The 17,831-nt window shown below is 59.3% G+C and carries 16 protein-coding genes; 14 read left to right on the forward strand and 2 right to left on the reverse strand.

The window, feature by feature from the left end; genetic code table 11:
• Positions 1–8: 8 nt before the first annotated feature.
• Entirely contained in the window at positions 9–1,526 is a 1,518-nt protein-coding gene (locus tag FPL19_RS02435; RefSeq protein ID WP_150910270.1) for an aldehyde dehydrogenase, read from the reverse strand.
• 185 nt (positions 1,527–1,711) lie between these two features.
• On the opposite strand from FPL19_RS02435, the gene FPL19_RS02440 reads away from it, so the two are divergent.
• From FPL19_RS02440 to FPL19_RS02505, 14 genes are all read left to right on the forward strand, one after another.
• On the forward strand, positions 1,712–2,995 hold the full coding sequence (locus FPL19_RS02440; protein ID WP_150910272.1) for an NAD(P)/FAD-dependent oxidoreductase: 1,284 nt from the start codon (positions 1,712–1,714) through the stop codon (positions 2,993–2,995).
• A gap of 573 nt (positions 2,996–3,568) precedes the next feature.
• Positions 3,569–4,312, forward strand: coding sequence for a methyl-accepting chemotaxis protein (locus FPL19_RS17820; RefSeq protein WP_404802810.1), 744 nt, complete (start codon positions 3,569–3,571; stop codon positions 4,310–4,312).
• 23 nt (positions 4,313–4,335) lie between these two features.
• The gene (locus tag FPL19_RS02450) at positions 4,336–4,704 is read left to right on the forward strand and encodes a response regulator (RefSeq protein ID WP_150910276.1); all 369 of its coding nucleotides are present in this window, start codon (positions 4,336–4,338) and stop codon (positions 4,702–4,704) included.
• On the forward strand, positions 4,701–4,991 hold the full coding sequence (locus FPL19_RS02455) for an STAS domain-containing protein (protein ID WP_191965199.1): 291 nt from the start codon (positions 4,701–4,703) through the stop codon (positions 4,989–4,991). The genes FPL19_RS02450 and FPL19_RS02455 overlap by 4 nt, the downstream gene beginning before the upstream one ends.
• Positions 4,988–7,009, forward strand: coding sequence for a chemotaxis protein CheA (locus FPL19_RS02460; protein WP_150910280.1), 2,022 nt, complete (start codon positions 4,988–4,990; stop codon positions 7,007–7,009). The genes FPL19_RS02455 and FPL19_RS02460 overlap by 4 nt, the downstream gene beginning before the upstream one ends.
• An 18-nt stretch (positions 7,010–7,027) precedes the next feature.
• The gene (locus FPL19_RS02465) at positions 7,028–8,659 is read left to right on the forward strand and encodes a methyl-accepting chemotaxis protein (protein ID WP_150910282.1); all 1,632 of its coding nucleotides are present in this window, start codon (positions 7,028–7,030) and stop codon (positions 8,657–8,659) included.
• Between the two features lie 12 nt (positions 8,660–8,671).
• On the forward strand, positions 8,672–9,223 hold the full coding sequence (locus FPL19_RS02470; protein WP_150910284.1) for a chemotaxis protein CheW: 552 nt from the start codon (positions 8,672–8,674) through the stop codon (positions 9,221–9,223).
• A complete protein-coding gene (locus FPL19_RS02475) occupies positions 9,207–10,049 on the forward strand; it encodes a CheR family methyltransferase (RefSeq protein ID WP_150910285.1) in 843 nt (280 codons plus the stop codon). Before FPL19_RS02470 ends, FPL19_RS02475 begins: the two co-directional genes overlap by 17 nt.
• Positions 10,046–10,570, forward strand: a complete 525-nt coding sequence (locus FPL19_RS02480; protein ID WP_150910287.1) for a chemotaxis protein CheD — start codon at positions 10,046–10,048, stop codon at positions 10,568–10,570. The genes FPL19_RS02475 and FPL19_RS02480 overlap by 4 nt, the downstream gene beginning before the upstream one ends.
• Positions 10,567–11,640, forward strand: coding sequence for a protein-glutamate methylesterase/protein-glutamine glutaminase (locus tag FPL19_RS02485; RefSeq protein WP_150910289.1), 1,074 nt, complete (start codon positions 10,567–10,569; stop codon positions 11,638–11,640). The genes FPL19_RS02480 and FPL19_RS02485 overlap by 4 nt, the downstream gene beginning before the upstream one ends.
• 70 nt (positions 11,641–11,710) lie before the next feature.
• Entirely contained in the window at positions 11,711–13,471 is a 1,761-nt protein-coding gene (locus FPL19_RS02490; RefSeq protein ID WP_150910291.1) for a PAS domain-containing sensor histidine kinase, read from the forward strand.
• Positions 13,468–14,100, forward strand: coding sequence for a response regulator (locus tag FPL19_RS02495; protein WP_150910293.1), 633 nt, complete (start codon positions 13,468–13,470; stop codon positions 14,098–14,100). The genes FPL19_RS02490 and FPL19_RS02495 overlap by 4 nt, the downstream gene beginning before the upstream one ends.
• A 99-nt stretch (positions 14,101–14,199) precedes the next feature.
• Positions 14,200–15,552 carry a putative bifunctional diguanylate cyclase/phosphodiesterase gene (locus FPL19_RS02500; RefSeq protein WP_150910295.1) on the forward strand — a complete coding sequence of 451 codons (1,353 nt, stop codon included), beginning with the start codon at positions 14,200–14,202 and terminating at the stop codon, positions 15,550–15,552.
• Complete coding sequence (locus FPL19_RS02505; protein WP_150910297.1) at positions 15,545–16,438, forward strand: complex I NDUFA9 subunit family protein; 894 nt, start codon at positions 15,545–15,547, stop codon at positions 16,436–16,438. The genes FPL19_RS02500 and FPL19_RS02505 overlap by 8 nt, the downstream gene beginning before the upstream one ends.
• On the opposite strand, the gene FPL19_RS02510 is transcribed toward FPL19_RS02505, so the two are convergent.
• Positions 16,435–17,706, reverse strand: coding sequence for an MFS transporter (locus tag FPL19_RS02510; RefSeq protein WP_150910298.1), 1,272 nt, complete (start codon positions 17,704–17,706; stop codon positions 16,435–16,437). The two genes, FPL19_RS02505 and FPL19_RS02510, sit on opposite strands and share 4 nt — an antisense overlap.
• Positions 17,707–17,831 lie beyond the last annotated feature (125 nt).

The following is a 17,831-nucleotide window of genomic DNA, read 5'->3' on the forward strand; positions in this document are numbered from 1 at the left end:
AGACCCTTTTATTCAAGCATCAGCCAAGTGGCTTTCAGTTCGGTGTACTTATCGAAGGCGTGCAGCGACTTGTCACGCCCGTTGCCGGACTGTTTGAAACCACCGAAGGGCGCGGTCATGTCGCCGCCGTCGTAATGGTTGATCCACACGCTACCGGCCCGTAAAGCCCGCGCTACCTTATGGGCGGTATTGAGGTCGGATGTCCAGACCGCGGCCGCCAGCCCGAAGATAGAATCGTTGGCAATGGCAATCGCCTCTTCGGCCGTGGTGAATCCGATCACCGACAGCACAGGCCCGAAGATTTCTTCCGACGCAATCCGCATGTCGTTCCTCACGCCGTCAAACACCGCAGGCTGAACGTACAGGCCACCGGTTTCCTCCATCATCCGCCCGCCGCCTTCTACCAGTCTTGCCCCCTCTGACTGGCCAACGCCAATGTATTCGATAATACGGTCCAGCTGCGCCTGATCAACAATGGCACCGCAGGTTGTGGCCGGATCCAGGGGATGACCCGGACGCCAGGTTTTCAGCGCCTCACGGATCAGTCCGACAAACTCGACCCGTATACTCTCCTCAACCAGCAAGCGACTGCCGGCGGTACAGACTTCCCCCTGGTTGAATGCAATGGCAGTGGCGGCCTCGGCGGCCGCTTTCTTCAGGTCCGGCGCATTGGCGAAGACGATGTTGGGGCTCTTGCCTCCCGCTTCCAGGTATACCCGTTTCATGTTCGACTGACCGGCGTAAATCATCAGCTGTTTGGCCACATTGGTGGAGCCGGTGAAAACCAGGCAATCGACGTCCATGTGCAGGGCCAGTGCCTTGCCAACAGTGTGGCCGTAACCGGGCAGAACGTTGAACACGCCCGGGGGGATGCCGGCCTCGGTCGCCAGTGCTGCCAATCGAATGGCGGTCAGAGGTGATTTCTCGGAGGGCTTGAGGATCACCGAATTGCCCGTGGCAAGCGCCGGCGCGATCTTCCAGGAGGCCATGATCATCGGGAAGTTCCAGGGCACAATGGCTGCTACAACGCCGACCGGCTCCCGTGAGATCATCCCGATTTGATTGTAGGGCGTCGCCGCCAGTTCGCCGTAAACCTTGTCTATCGCCTCTGCGGTCCAACGAATGGCCCGAACAGTTGCAGGCACGTCCACCGTACGCGCGTGGCTGACCGGCTTGCCCATATCCAGGGTTTCCAGCAGAGCAAGCTCGTCGCCATGTTTTTCAATCAACTCGGCAAAACGCAACAGAACGGCCTTGCGGTCGGCAGGTGCAAGCTGACTCCAGATGCCGCTCTCGAAAGCCTTGCGCGCGGCATCGACAGCAAGCTCCGCATCGGCCACGTCACAGCTGGCCACGCTGGTAAGCTCCCGCCCGTCGATTGGGCTGAGGCAAACAAAGGTTTCGCTTGAAACAGCCCACTGATACTGGCCATTCACATAGGCACGGCCTTCAAAACCGAGCTGCTGGGCCAGCGACTGCCATCCGGCGCAGTCCGTTGGGGTGGTAAGACTATCAATCGAGTTCATGGAGCACTCTCCGGGCATAGGAGGCAGCATAGGGCGCAGGCGTAGAACGCAGGCATAGGAATCCAGTGATCATAGCAGCAGTTTCCTGCGCAATCGCGGCCTCTGATATAGGTAGAAAAACGTGGCTTCCCCAATGCCCGGGCGTGGCATAGACTCGCATCTCCAAGCTCCCTGGTGCCCTAACCATGACCCATTATTCCCCGGTTCCATCCTATTACGCTGCCTCTACCAATCCGGCCCCCAAGCGCCCTGCGCTTCAGGGTCAGTGCCAGGCAGACGTCTGCGTGGTGGGTGCTGGCTATACCGGTCTGTCCACAGCTCTATTCCTGGCTGAAGCAGGCTTCCGGGTGGTGGTGCTGGAAGCGGCGACTGTGGGCTGGGGTGCCTCCGGCCGAAATGGCGGCCAGATCGTCAACAGCTTCAGCCGTGACCTGGACACCATCGAACGCCAGACTGCCCCAGATCAGCTGCGTCTGCTGGCTGACATGGCCTTTGAAGGCAGCCAGATCATCCGCCAGCGGGTAAGCACCTACGATATTGACTGCGATCTCAAGGAAGGCGGAATCTTCGCCGCCCTGAACCCTCGCCAGCTCAAACACCTGGAAGCCCAGCAGGCGCTCTGGCAACGGCATGGCTATCACAAGCTTGAACTGCTGGACCGGGACGCCATTCGTACCCGGGTCGGCACCGAGCGCTACGTGGGCGGTGCCATCGACCACACTGGCGGGCATATTCATCCGCTGAACCTGGCCCTTGGCGAAGCCGCGGCGCTGGAGAGCCTGGGTGGTGTGATTCACGAGCACTCGGAAGTCATTCAACTGATTCCGGGCCAGCCAGCAACGGTGAAAACTGCCGAAGGCGAGGTCAAGGCTCAGTTTGTGGTGCTGGCCGGCAACGCCTACCTGGGCGGCCTGGTTCCGGAACTCGGGGCCAAATCCATGCCCTGCGGGTCACAGATCCTTGCCACGGAACGCCTGGACGAGGCCACCGCAAACAGGTTGCTGCCCGGGGACAACTGCGTGGAAGACTGCAACTACCTGCTGGACTATTTCCGCCTGTCCGGGGACAAACGCCTGATCTACGGTGGTGGCGTGGTCTATGGGGCCCGGGACCCGGCCAATATCGAACGGCTGATCCGCCCCAACATGCTGAAAACCTTTCCGGAACTGGCCAACGTGAAGATCGATTACGCCTGGACCGGCAACTTCCTGCTTACCCTGTCACGGCTTCCCCAGATGGGTCGCCTGCAGGACAACGTGTTCTATTCCCAGGGCTGTTCCGGTCACGGAGTCACCTTTACGCACGTGGCGGGCAAGGCCCTGGCCATGGCCATCCAGGGCCAGGCCGAGCGCTTCGATGCCTTTGCCAGCCTGCCGCACTATCCGTTTCCGGGCGGCCGCCTTTTCCGTGTGCCGCTAACGGCCATCGGTGCCTGGTACTATGCGATGCGAGACCGCCTGACGCTGTAACCGTCCAGCACATTACCTGCCAGTAGTCCTCGCCCTACCCCTCAAGCTACCTCTGCCCTATCAGAAAATCGGGCGCCAGCCAATTGTTGCAGTTGTCCCACGGGCAGGAAGATAGCCATGACTAAAGAGGGGCTATCTGTGAGCAATAACCAATACTTCAACAATCGACGGCTAACGCTGATAACAACGGCGCCCGGCTTACTGGCCATTATGCTTGCACTGGCTTTTCTGCCTTTCTGGTGGGCAGGCATTCTGGTCGCTGCGGTCTTGGGCGCTGCCACTGCTACGTCAGTGAGCTTCGTCCGAGCTGAGGTCCGCCATCATTGTCAGCGCCTGCTGGCAGACCAGAATGCCCAGGCCAAGCAGCAGGCGCAGATCTGCGAATCCTACCGCGAAAGCCACCGGGAATTCGGCGAGAAATTGCTGCCAACCTGGGCTACCCACGTGGAAACCGTGCGCTATCAGACTGAGCGGGCGGTTACGGATCTGTCCGGCTGCTTCGTCAACCTGTCAACCGAGCTGAGGCTGTCGACTGAAATGGCAGCGGATGTTGCGGAATCACTGGAAGGCGGCATGGGAAGCGCATTTGGCCGCGCCGAGAACGATCTCCAATCAGTTGTAAACAGTCTCAAGAACGCCCTCCGGGAACGGGACGGCCTGCTGAACCAGATAAACGGCCTGGATACCTTCGTGGACGAACTGGACAACATGGCCCAGGACGTTGCCACCATCGCCGGACAGACCAACCTGCTGGCACTGAATGCCGCCATCGAAGCTGCCCGGGCGGGCGAGCACGGTCGCGGCTTTGCTGTAGTAGCCGACGAAGTACGCAAACTCTCCCGCCTTTCCGCCGAAACCGGCGAACGCATCAGCACCAAAGTGAATTACATCGGCGATGCCATTCGCGCGGCAATCTCCGCCGCCCAGGACTCCCGGGGCAGAGACAGCAAGGCGGTGGAAACCTCCGAGCAGACCATCGGACAGGTGCTGTCGGATTTTCAGGGGCTGGGCGCGCGCCTGGTGGAGTCCGCCGAATCCCTTCGCCAGACCAACTTAGGCATCCAGTCGGAAGTGGAAGACTCACTGGTTCAGCTTCAGTTCCAGGACCGTACCAGCCAGATGCTCAGCCACGTCAGCACCAGCATGGAAGGCATTGCCGAGCGCATGAGCGCCCCCGACGCACAGGCACTGGATGTGTCCTCCGTAATGCGTGATCTGGAAGCCTCCTACGCCATGGCTGAGGAACACACCAACCACGGTGGCGGCAAAAAGACCACCGCCGCACCGGTCGCAACAGGCGACATCACCTTTTTCTGAACCAGCTATTGGATTGTGACCAAATGAGCAAAAGTATTCTGATCGTAGACGACTCCGCCTCCATCCGGCAGGTGGTATCCCTGACCCTGAAAGGCGCCGGTTTTGAGGTCATCGAAGCCTGTGACGGCCGCGATGCACTGAGCAAGCTGACCGGCCAGCGGGTCCACCTGATGATCTCGGACGTGAACATGCCGAACATGGACGGCCTCACCTTCCTGAAGGAGGTGAAAGCCCGCCCCGAATACAAGTTTACGCCGGTGATCATGCTGACCACCGAGTCCGCGGAAGACAAGAAAATGCAGGGCCAGGCGGGCGGCGCAAAAGCCTGGATGGTCAAACCTTTCCAGCCCCAGCAGATGCTGGCGGCGGTCAACAAACTGGTGGGCCCGTGAGCGCATTTATCGATTTCAGCGCCGAAACCGGCTGCCTGGCCGTTCACGGCGAGCTGACCATTTACCAGGCCAATACCGCGTCGGAATACCTATGCAAGGCCTTCGGGTCCGGCGAATTACGCCACGTTGACCTGGCCGGTGTCACCGAACTGGACACCGCTGGCCTGCAGATCCTGCTGCTGGCCAGATCCCTTCGAACACCAGCCAATGTGCCGGTATCGCTGGTGAACCCCAGCGACGCAGTACGGGATGTGATGGAACTGGCTGGTCTGGAGCAAACGCAATGAACATGGATCTCGCCCTTCAAACCTTTCTGGACGAAAGCCGCGAGCTGCTGTCCGACATGGAGCAGATTCTGCTGGATCTTGAGACCCGACCGGGCGAGACCGAACTACAGAACGCCCTGTTCCGGTGCGTGCATACGGTGAAAGGCTCTGCCGGCATGTTCGGACTGGACCATGTGGTGAACTTTACCCACGTGGTGGAAAACGTGCTGGACCGGTTACGCTCCGACGAAATCGCGCTGAACCGGGATCTGGCCAACCTGCTTCTGCGCTGCCGGGACCACATCAGCCTGCTGGTGGAAGTGCCCGAGCCATCAGAAGCCGCACATCTTGACCCGGCCGGCGAATCACTGCTTGCGGAGTTGGTTCCCTACCAGTCCCCCTCTGCCACCCCGGTGACTCAATCCGCCCAGGATGCCACCGAAGTATCTGACGAAAGCGGCGTCTGGCGTATCCGTATGCAGATCCACATTGACGCCCTGCGCCATGGCATGGACCCGCTGGGCTTTATCCGTTTTCTCGGCACCCTGGGAGAACTGGAACAGGTCACCCTGATTGATCAGGCATTACCGGCACTGGACGCATTCGACCCGGAGGCCTGTTACCTGGGGTTTGCTGTTTCCCTGCGCACATCTGCCAGCCGGGCCGCCATTGAGGATGTTTTCGAATTCGCCGGGGATCTCTACCAACTGGATATCGAGGCCCCTGGGCAGCCCGAAAAAAGCCCGATTCAGTCTCCGAACCAAGACCAGGCTCAGACGGGCGAAGAAGAACCTGCTGACCCCACCGAAGGCCGTCGCAAGAAGGCCGTACAGCACCTGCGCATACAGGCAGACAAACTGGACAAACTGATCAACCTGGTGGGCGAACTGGTGATCGCCTCCGCCTCCGTGTCTCTGGACGCCGAGCGTTCCGGCGATACCACCGCCCGCGAATCTGCTGCCAACCTCAACCTGCTGGTGGAGGAAATCCGCGACAGCTCGCTGGACCTGCGAATGGTGCCCATTGGTGAAACCTTCCAGCGCTTCCAGCGCGTAGTTCGGGACCTGTCCTCAGAGCTGGGCAAAGACATCGAGCTGATCATCACCGGTGCCGACACAGAGCTGGATAAAACCGTGGTTGAGAAAATCGCCGACCCCCTGACCCATCTGGTTCGCAACGCCTGTGACCATGGCGTGGAAATGCCAGCGGCCAGGGCCGAAAAAGGCAAGGCTACCCGCGGTCGCGTTCACCTCAATGCTTACCACGAGTCCGGCGCCATCGTGATCGAAGTCAGCGATGACGGCAGCGGCCTCAACCGCGACCGCATTCTGGCCAAGGCGGAGCAACGGGATCTGATCAAAGCAGATGCCAACCTGACCGACCAGGAAGTATTCAACCTGATTTTCGAGCCCGGTTTTTCCACGGTCGAACAGGTCACCAACCTTTCCGGCCGCGGCGTGGGCATGGATGTGGTGCGGCGCAATATTGAAAGTCTGCGGGGCATGGTGGAACTGGTCTCACCTGGTATCGCCGGCGGCACCACATTCCGCATCCGCCTGCCACTGACCCTGGCCATCATCGACGGTTTCCTGGCCCGGGTGGGCGATGCCACCTACGTGGTGCCCCTGGAAATGGTGGTCGAATGCACCGAACTCAGCGCCGAGCAACAGAAAATCAGCGCCAACCAGGACTACATCAATCTGCGCCAGGAAGTGCTTCCGCTGATACGCCTGAGGGAACAGTTCCAGGTCGCGGGTGAGCTCCGGCGCCGCCAGAACATCATCGTGGTCCGCCACGGTGGCCAGAAAGCCGGGCTGATCGTGGACGAGCTGCTGGGCGAGCATCAAACCGTTATCAAACCTCTGAGCGGCATTTTTGCCCATCTCAAAGGCCTGTCCGGCTCCACCATTCTGGGGAGCGGTCAGGTTGCCCTGATTCTGGACGTACCCGCCCTGATCCACCAGGTCGCCCAGAAAGAAGACGTCGCAAACCGCGGCACCAACCACAGCGCCCGGCCACGGCTTTCGGCGTCTAACTGATTATTATCGGAGAACACCATGTTGAAAAATCTTAAAATCGGCACGCGTCTGGGCATCGCCTTCGCTGTGGTGCTGTTACTGCTGGGCGCAGTCGCCATTCTGTCGACCGAGCGCCTTCTGACCATTGATGACAAAGTGAACACGCTGGCTGGCGAGAAAGCCGAGCGGCTGGAACTTTCCAACAACATCATCTACTTCGCCCAGAATGCTTCCCTGGCCTCTCTGGACCTGCTCCTGACCAACGACAATACGCCAAAAGCCGAAATCGACAGACTCTACAACCAGATTGCCGAGCGGGACCGGGAAATAAAGTCAACGCTTGACCAGTTGAGAACCCTGATTGTTACGGAGGAAGACCGCGCAAACATTGAGGAAATCACTGAAAGTCGGCAGGCCTTCATCGAAAGCCGGGGGCGTGTCTTCGACATTCTTCAAACCGGCAACGAGCTGGCCGCCACCGAACTCTGGATGACGGAAACGCGTCACCGCCTGAATACCTATATGGAACATATCCAGCACTATCTGGTTTATCAGGACGAACAGATTACGATAGCCAGCGAAGAGACCACGGAGATCGTAGAAACCGCACTGTCTGCCGTTGGCATCCTTTCCCTTCTGGCGGTCATCATCGGTGTTCTGTTCGCCTGGCTGATCACCCGAGGCATTGTTCGCCCCCTGGGCACTGCCGTTTCTGCCGCGCGCAGTCTGGCCGATGGCGACATGACCGTTCGTATTGAGGCCGACAGCCGCGATGAAACCGGCCAGCTTCTGGCAGCCATGGGCGATATGGTCCGCAAGCTTTCCCAGGTGATCAGTGAAGTACGCTCTGGCGCCGACAACCTGGCCTCCGCCTCGGAAGAGGTGAACGCCACCAGCCAGTCCCTCTCCCAGGCATCCAGCGAACAGGCCTCCAGCGTTGAGGAAACCTCTGCCTCCATGGAGCAGATGACAGCCTCCATCAGCCAGAACACTGAAAACGCCTCCATCACCGATGGCATGGCCAGCAAGGCCGCCAAGGAAGCCGCCGAAGGCGGTGAAGCCGTGGCGCAGACCGTAACTGCCATGAAGAGCATTGCCGCGAAGATTTCGATCATCGACGACATTGCCTACCAGACCAACCTGCTGGCCCTGAACGCCGCCATCGAGGCCGCCCGTGCCGGTGAACACGGTAAGGGCTTTGCAGTCGTTGCGGCAGAAGTCCGCAAGCTTGCCGAACGCAGCCAGGTCGCCGCGCAGGAGATCGGTGAAGTGGCCGGATCGTCAGTAAATCTGGCAGAACGCGCCGGCAAGCTGCTGGAAGAAATGGTGCCCTCCATCCAGAAAACCTCCGATCTGGTCCAGGAGATCGCCGCTGCCTCAAGCGAGCAGTCTGCCGGCGTAGAGCAGATCAACGGCGCCATGGAACAGCTGAACCAGATTACCCAGCAGAACGCGTCCGCCTCTGAAGAGCTGGCAGCCACGTCCGAGGAGATGTCGTCACAGGCAGAACAGTTGCAGCAGGCCATGGCGTTCTTCCGTGTCAATGACAACGCCACTGCCCAGCCGCCCGTCAAACCGCGCCACGAAGTTGCACCGGCCAGGGGCCGTGAAGTAGTCAGGCCGGCCCGCGACAGCGAAGAGTTCGATGCGTCCGCCTATGTGCGGTTCTGATCAGGGGGCTTTATGAGTCAGCCACAAAGAAGTGAAGAGGTTGTAAGGATTGTCGGTACCTCTGGGGACCAGAACCAGTACCTGACCTTTCAGATCGGCCGGGAAATGTTCGCGGTTGGCATCCTGCACATCCGCGAAATTATCGAGTACGGCAGCCTGACCACCGTACCCATGATGCCGGATTTTGTGCGGGGCGTGATCAACCTTCGGGGCAGTGTGGTGCCGGTTATCGACCTGTCGGCACGGTTCGGCCGGGGTGAAAGCAACATCAACCGGCGCAGCTGCGTGGTCATCCTCGAAGTCGAGAATGGCGTTGGTGGCGAAGAGCACCTGCAGGAAATTGGCGTGATTGTGGATTCGGTATCGGAAGTGCTTGAGATTCCGCCAGCGGACATTGAACCGGCACCGAGTTTTGGCGCCCGGATACGCGCGGATTTCATTGCCGGCATGGGCAAGGTGCAGGGCCAGTTCGTGATTCTGCTGAATATCCAGCAGGCACTGAACACCCGTGAAATGGCCGAACTGGCCGCTATTGCGGACAACAACGATGGCTACAACAGCTGAAGTAAAGCCTGCCTCTGCGGCGGGCTGTGCCCCGGTCCTCGGCGAAGCCGAGTTCCGGGAGTTCCAGCAGATGATCTTCGCGGTGGCGGGCATCCACATGCCCGCCAGCAAAAAAACCATGGTGGCCGGGCGTTTATCAAAGCGCCTGAAAGCCCTTCAATTGAACAGTTACGGCGCCTACTGGCAGCACCTGCGCCAGGACACCGCCGAAAAACAGACAGCGGTGGACCTGTTAACCACCAACGAAACCTATTTCTTCCGCGAGCCGCGGCATTTTGAATTCCTGCGGGACAAAGTTCTGCCCCAACATTCGCGACGTCGGCCCTTCCGGCTATGGAGTGCCGCCTGCTCCAGCGGAGAAGAGGCCTACAGCGCCGCCATGGTGCTGTCGGATGCTCTGGGGAAAACGGGCTGGGAAGTCCTGGCCTCGGACATCAGCACCGAAGTGCTCGGACGCGCCAGTAAGGGCCGCTACCCCATGACCCGCACCGACAAGATCCCCCAGGAATGTCTCAAGCGCTATTGTCTTAGGGGTATCGGGGAGGCCGAGGGCAGCCTGATGGTCGACCCTGCCCTCAGGGCCAGGGTGGATTTCCGGCAGGTAAACCTGAACATCCGGCTGCCGGATGTTGGGCTGTTTGACGTGATCTTTCTGCGCAACGTGATGATCTATTTCAACGCCGAAACAAAACGACAGGTGGTCAGCCGGCTGCGAAGCTGTCTTCAGCCAGGCGGCTATCTGATCATCGGCCATTCCGAAACACTCAATGGGTTCGACACGGGGCTGGATGTGGTCATGCCCTCTGTCTACCAGGCGGCAAAATGACAACGGCACTCGAATCAGGCATCGATATTTTCCTGCACCCCGGCGAGTGGTACTTCGGCGATCGGCATACGCGCATTTACACCACCCTGGGGTCCTGTGTTGCCATTACCCTGTGGCATCCGCAGCTCAAGCTTGGGGCCATGTGCCACTACATGCTACCGGGTGACGCTCACCCTCATTCCGATGAGGCTCTGAATGCGCGCTACGGGGAAGACGCCATGCGGCTGATGGTCGCAGAAATCCGACGAATGGGTACACGCCCCGGCGACTACGAAGCCAAGCTTTTCGGCGGAGCAAGCATGTTCGATGTCGGGCCCGGCGGCGGCTCTGTGGCTCGTCGCAACATCCAGGCGGCAGAGGCCCTTATGCAACGATACGAACTGAAAACAGTCGCCCGCAGCCTTGGTGGCTGCGGGTATCGACAGCTGGTCTTCAATATTGCCAATGGCGACGTCTGGGTAAGACAGGGCGACGGCAGTGCCGACAGCAGGCAGGCTAATGGTTCCGGAGAAGTCGCATGACTACCCCTGTGAGCGTTTTTATCGTCGACGATTCCGCCGTCGTCCGGCAGGTGCTGACACAAATGCTGGGAGCAGACCCGGGCATTCGCATTGCCGGCTCCGCCCCTGACCCGATTTTTGCCCTGCAGAAAATGCAGCGGGACTGGCCGGATGTCATTGTGCTGGATGTGGAAATGCCCCGCATGGATGGCATTACCTTCCTGCGCAAGTTGATGCAGGAACGCCCGACGCCGGTCGTTATCTGCTCAACACTGACGGAAAAAGGGGCGGACACCACGCTACAGGCTCTGTCAGCCGGGGCCGTGGATATCATCACCAAACCCAAAGTGGGCCTGAAGGATTTTCTGCAATCCGGCAGCCAGCACATGCTTCAGGTAGTCAAGGCAGCGGCCCGCGCCAGCCTGGGACCTGTTCGCGCCCCCAGGGCTGCCCCACCGGCGGAACGCAGGCCGGTTGCCCCTGCGGCAATGAGCCAGACGACAGACCAGGTGGTAGCACTGGGTACCTCGACCGGCGGCACCCATGCGCTGGAAGCAGTCTTGACGCGCATGCCGGCCGACTGCCCCGGTATCGTGGTGGTGCAGCATATGCCCGAGAAGTTCACAGCAGCTTTCGCGAACCGACTCAACCAGCTGTGTCGCTGTGAAGTGCGCGAGGCGGCAGATGGAGACCGGGTTATTCCAGGTCTGGTATTGATCGCCCCCGGTGGCAGACATATGCAGCTCAGAAGGAGTGGTGCCCAGTACCGGGTTAGCGTTGCCGATGGCCCGCCGGTCAACCGACACAAGCCCTCGGTAGATGTGTTATTCCGTTCCGTGGCTCAGGTAGCCGGGCGAAACGCCCTTGGCATCATCATGACCGGCATGGGTGATGACGGTGCCAACGGTCTTCTGGCAATGCGTCAGGCTGGTGCCCATACCATTGCCCAGGATCGTGACACTTGTGTGGTATTCGGCATGCCGCGGGAAGCGATTGAACGAGGAGCGGCCGTCGAAATTCTCCCTCTGGGCATTATGGCTGAGGCCATCACAGGCAGCCGGGCCGGAAAACGAAATGCCGCAGAAGCCTGACGGCCTTCAAGACATTGCATAGCATGCTACAGTAAAACATGGATGCTGAATAAACCTAAAAGAGCTGCCAATGGTACTTCCAATCGATACGATCCCCGGCGCCATGCTAAGGGTCGATCCAGCGGGCGGGATATGCGAACTGAACCAGGCCGCCCAGAAACTGGATAGCGGTCTGGCGAAGGATGAAAACCTCTTCGACTGGATCAGTGAAAACTCTCGGGAGAACCTGAAATTCTGCCTTCACTCAGAAAACCATAACCCTGACCATTCCCGCGAGTTCGAAGCCAGCATTGGTACGCGCCGCTTCCGCTTTGCCATTGCAGGCGAGACCTGCCCCGACCATTCCCGGTTTGTTCAGATAACGGACATCACCGAGTACCGGGCCCTTTCCGAACGTGTCGCCATGAACGAGCAGCGTTACCGTTCACTGTTTACCGAAAACCCGGATGCAGTTTGCAGTCTCGATCTGAACGGGCGCCTGGTGGAAACCAACCACTGCACAGACCACCTGACCGGCTTCGGCAAGGAACAGCTCTGCAATGCGCCCTGGGAATCGCTGGTGGATCAGGCGGATCGCGACGCGGCAAGACTCTGTTTCGACGCCGCCCTGGCTGGCAGGCCCTGCAGTTATCGATGCACGGTAATCGGCCGCAACGGCCGTCGTTCCATAGCTGAAGTAACCTATATCCCCACGCTTGCCGATGGCGAAGTGGTGGGGGTTTTCGGCATTGCCCGGGATAAAACCGAACGTCACCGGCTGGAAGAAAGCCGGCGTTTACTGGAAGCCTGTATGGCGCAGATTCAGGACGTGATAATCATCACCGAAACAGAACCCCTGGATGAGCCGGGTCCGCCAATCATTTATGTAAACGATGGCGTAGAGCGGATGACCGGCTTTCGGCCAGACGAGATTCTGGGCAAAACCCCACGTATGTTCCAGGGCCCGGAAACAGACGCCAGGGCACTGGAAAGAATCAGGAAAGCACTTGAAGCCCGGAAACCGGTCAAGGACGTACTGGTCAACTACTGCAAGGATGGCGAACCCTTCTGGAATGAAATTGAAATTGTGCCCATTCCTGCTGCTGGCAAAGCGGGCAAAGCCTATTTTGCCTCAGTGCAGCGAGACATCACCCAGAGCATGCAGCGAGAGTCGGAGCTACGACGCTCCCGCGAAGAGTTGCGTCGACTCAGCCAGGCCCAGGAGCAGATACTGGAACAGGAAAGACGTCGCATTGCCCGCGACCTGCACGACGAACTGGGCCAGACACTCACAGCATTAAAGCTGAGCCTGGGGATGGCACTGGACGACATGAACGAACTGCTACCCGACCATGTTCGTCGGCTGGAAAAGATCGTCGGGCACGTGGACGAGGCGGTTGAGAAAGTGAGGGATATTTCCGCCAACCTCCGCCCTGCCATGCTGGACGATCTGGGTTTTGAAGCAGCGGCCGAATGGTTTCTTAACGAATGCGAGAGTCGCACCGGCCTCGGTCTTCAGTGGAACTCCGAGCCATCGGGGGAAAGTGTATTGAAAGGCGACGTTGCAACCGCCCTGTTCCGGATACTGCAGGAATGCATGACCAACATCAGCCGCCACTCGGACGCATCGTCTGTGTGTGTTGACTACCGTGAATCGGACGAAAGAGTGACTCTGGACGTTCGGGATAACGGTGCAGGCTTTGACCCGGGCAAGGTTCGCAAGTCAGGCTTTGGCCTGGTAGGGATGCGCGAGCGCGTCGCCATGATGGGTGGAGATCTGACCGTTGAATCGGCCATTGGCAAAGGGGTTCACATCAGCGTGATGCTGCCCCGTGAGGAGGTTACCCAATGATCAGTGTCTACATTGCGGACGACCACAGTATTGTACGGGAAGGGATGCGCTCGCTGATTGCCACCGCGAAAGACATGAACGTAATCGGCGAAGCCCCCAATGGCGATCAGGCGCTCGCCGAAGTGCCAGAGTGCCAACCTTCCGTATTTCTGATGGATATGAGCATGCCCGGCTGCTCCGGACTGGAACTGATTGAAAAGGTTCGGCGCCGGGCACCACAGACCCGCGTGCTGGTACTCAGCATGCATCGTGAAGACCACTACGCTACCCGCACAATCCGTGCCGGTGCCAACGGCTTCATCACCAAAACGCAACCGCCTGGGGAAATACTTCAGGCCCTGCGAAAAGTGGCAGAGGGGCAGGTGTACATCACCCCAGAGCTGGCCAACAAGATGGCCATTAATGCGCTCACGGGCCAGTCAGAGGAACTACCCCACGCCCGTATGACCAAACGCGAGTACGAAATCTTCCTGGACCTGGCCCGAGGCCTGTCCGTGGGGGAGATAGCCGAAAAACTCTTCGTCAGCTCCAAGACCGTGAGTACCCACAAGGCCCGTCTGATGGAAAAACTCGGCGCCCAGAACATTTCGGACCTGGTGCGCTACGCCCTTTCACAGGATCTTCTATAGACCAGCGTAGGGAACGCCCTAGGCAATTTCAGCGCCGCCCGATAGTAATTCCTTTCCGGAACAGGCACTTTAGAGCAAATTCAATTCAGGGTAACCGGAATGACGGCATCGGAAGAAAGACGCAGTTTAGTGTCGGGCGACCCCATAAGTATTCCGCTTGCATCAGCCTCCGCTATACCGCTGGTCACGACCGGCTTGCCTGCGCGCCAGAGGCTCTCCGTAGAGCTGGCAAGGGCGGTTGCAGACGGACAGCGGCTGGCCACTTTTGTGATCAAAGTCAGCGATCTGGGGCAGATCAACCATTCCAGAGGTTACGGGGCAGGCGATGAAGTTATCCGGGAACTGGTTCGCCGCATAGACACCAGCCACTGCCAAGCCAGGTTCGGCGGTCGGCTGGGCGGTGGGCACTTCATGGCTACCGCCTGCACCAGTGGCCCCCATGAGGATAGCACCGAATATTTCGTCAACATCATCAACACCCTTATTGACGGCATTACCCAGCCAATACACCTGAGCGACGGCCCTGTTTACGTCAGTTGCCGTATCGGCGCCAGCGTGGCACCCACGGACACCAGCCTGTCGGATGAACTGTTATGCAATGCCGAACTCGCCCTGCGAAGTGCACTCTTCGCCAGTTACGCATTCTACCTGCCCGGGCTGAGGGAAGAAGTCTACGACCGGATGACCCTGCGCTCTGCTCTGGCCGGGGCAATGGAGCGCGACGAATTTCATCTGGCTTACCAACCCCAGGTCTGCCAGCAGTCCGGCCGGGTTTTCGGGGCTGAAGCGCTACTGCGATGGCAATCGAAGAGCCTGGGCTCGGTTTCCCCCGCACGTTTTATTCCGGTCGCAGAAGCCGCCGGCTTGATGCCCGAACTTGGCAACTGGGTGTTGATTCACGCCTGCCGTCAGGCGCGCGCCTGGCTGGACGCTGGCACACCCCTGCGGGTATCGGTCAATGCCTGTGCCGCCCAGCTGGAAACCGGAGACTTCCTGGAGCGTGTGGAAGACGCCCTTTTCCAGAGCCGACTGCCCGCCAATCTGCTGGAGGTGGAAGTCACGGAAAGCATGCTGATCCGCCAGGTGGATGAAAACCGGAACACCCTGAGCGCTATCCGTAAACTGGGCGTCAAGCTGGGACTGGACGATTTTGGTACCGGTTACTCCAGCCTCGCCTATCTTCGGAATTTTACATTCGATACCCTGAAGATCGACCGGCTGTTTGTCAGCGGACTGACCGAGGAAAACCGAACGGATGTGCTGGTGCGGGCCATCATCGCCATTGGCCATGAACTGGGCAATGAGGTAATAGCGGAAGGCATCGAAACCGAAGGCCAGAAAAGCGCTCTGATGGCACTAGGCTGCACCCGGATGCAAGGGTTTCTGTTCGGTCGGCCCGTGCCGGCGTCGGAACTCGAGAAGCTCCTGGTACCGGAGGCAATTGATGGCTGAGCAAATCGTTACCGTTCTGGGGGGAACCGGGTTTCTCGGGTCCTCCATCGTGAGCGACCTTCTGGAAGCCGGATATCGCGTCCGCATTGCCTGCCGGCATCCGGAACGGACGACCCAACCACAATCAGAATACGCCGAAATGGTTACTTGTGACCTGCTGGATGAGCATTCCCTGCGGCAGGCACTTGAAGGTGCCACCGCCATGGTTAACGCCGTCGCCCTTTACAATGAAAGGCACGGACTCACCTTTGACCAGATCCACGTTCAGGGCGCCGGCAGAGCCGCGCGCTGCGCCCTGGACATGGGCGTTGAACGACAGATCCTGTTTTCCGGAATCGGCGCCAGCACCGCCTCGGCCTCGAAGTACGTCCGCGCCCGGGCCCAGGGCGAAGCAGCCGTTCGCGAGTCCTTTCCGAACACCATCGTTCTTCGGCCCAGCACCCTCTGTGATCAACACGCGGGCTTTGTCAGCGCTCTGAAAATGCTGACCACATTCCCCGTGATTCCACTGTTTAGCCAGGGAAAGACCCGGCTTCAGCCGGTGTACGTGGGCGATATAGCAAAGGCGGTCCGATGGTGCATTGAAATGCCCGAAACGGCCGGCAAAACCTTCGAACTGGGCGGAGGGGGGACTTACACCTACCGTGAGTGCATCGATCTCGTTCTTGAACACCAGGGTCGCAAGCGACCGAAAATCCCCCTGCCGTTTACCTTTTGGCGCTTACTCGCAGCGATCCTCGGCAGGCTGCCGAATCCGCCATTGAACCGGGATCAGGTCATCCTGATGGAGAACGACAATGTGGTTGGCCGCAACGTGGGTACCTTCAGCGACCTGGGCATTCAGCCAACCAGCCTGCAAGCCGTTCTTGATCAGACAGACCACTAGCTTTTGGCCTGCTCTTCTTCCTCGTAGCTGTATGGCTCGCCCTCTTCGTCGACCAACTGGTAATCGTAGGCTGCCTGCAGGCCAGTTTCCTCTTCGGCTTCTTCATCGCCTCCCTGGTCGATATAACGGGGATAGAGCGGGGACAGAAGCGCCACGCAGATACCGATGGCGGAAAACGTGGCAAAGGCAATGGCATACCCGAAATTATTGACCAACACACCGACAACCGGCGACCCGACGGCCTGACCCAACGAAACCGCAATGAACGGCAGCACCGGCCCCATGGACAGCCGGCCGGGCAACAGCCGGATGCCGGTCATCAGGTACAGGCCGGTCAGGCTCATATAGGCAAGCCCGAACACCAGCGCGGAAAACCCTGCCAACCAGATCTGGGCAGGGCTGGCGGCCAGCAACGCCAGGCTTGCCGCCAGCATCATCAACATCAGGGCCTGGGTGACCGGCGGATTGTTTCGGTCGGCGATGTCGGCCGCCACGGCGCCTCCCAGCCCGGCAACGCCCACCGCAAGCCAGATCCAGCCCGTTGCGGAAGACGGTAGTTCGCCCAGGGTCACCACCAGATCCGGCGCAAAGATCCAGTAGGCGGCAGAGACAAATCCCATGGCAAAGGCAAACGCCGACAACCGTAGCAGCCGCCACCACTGCAAAGCGCTGATCGGCTCTGGTGACGCTGCATTAGACGGTGTAACCCGCGATACCGACGGGATGACATACCAGGCTGCAAATACACCGATCACCGCCATCACCGCGAAAGCCATATACGCGTAGCGCCAGAGACCGGCCATGAAGAGAACAACAGGCACCGAAACGGCAACGCCGATGCTGGTACCGGCATTCATTACCGAACTGACCCGCCCATGCAGCGATCGATCAACCAGAACCTGCATGGCCGCGGTCAGTGCTGGCATCATCAATCCGGTACAGATACCGCAGGAAAACACACCCACTCCCAGGGAAAGAGGTCCCGTGGACTGGCTGATCAATACCAGGCCGACGACCCCGAATACACCGGACATAACTGCTGTGTTGCGGGCGCCAAGCCGGATCGCGGCCATCGGAGCAACCGCCGAGGCGAACACAAAGCTGATCAGGGGTAACGCGCCGATAATACCAATCAGAAAAGGAGTCAGGCCCAGGTCCGCTCGAATAGGCGGCACAAACAGGCCAAAGGCAAAGCGCGCGAGCCCGTAACTGATCGCAATCAAGGCTGCACCAAACAGGGCAAATCCTGTGCTCGATACGGACGTCACAATCGAACCTCCAGCGGTCGCACGTTTTACCGGTCTTTCTGAGGTTAGGGCCCGTTCGTTCTATTTTCAAATAAAAAGGTAAGGCTCATTTATTTTAAAGGCTTAAAACGGCATGCTGGACGCAT

The organism is Marinobacter halotolerans, from assembly GCF_008795985.1.
Taxonomy (GTDB): domain Bacteria; phylum Pseudomonadota; class Gammaproteobacteria; order Pseudomonadales; family Oleiphilaceae; genus Marinobacter; species Marinobacter halotolerans.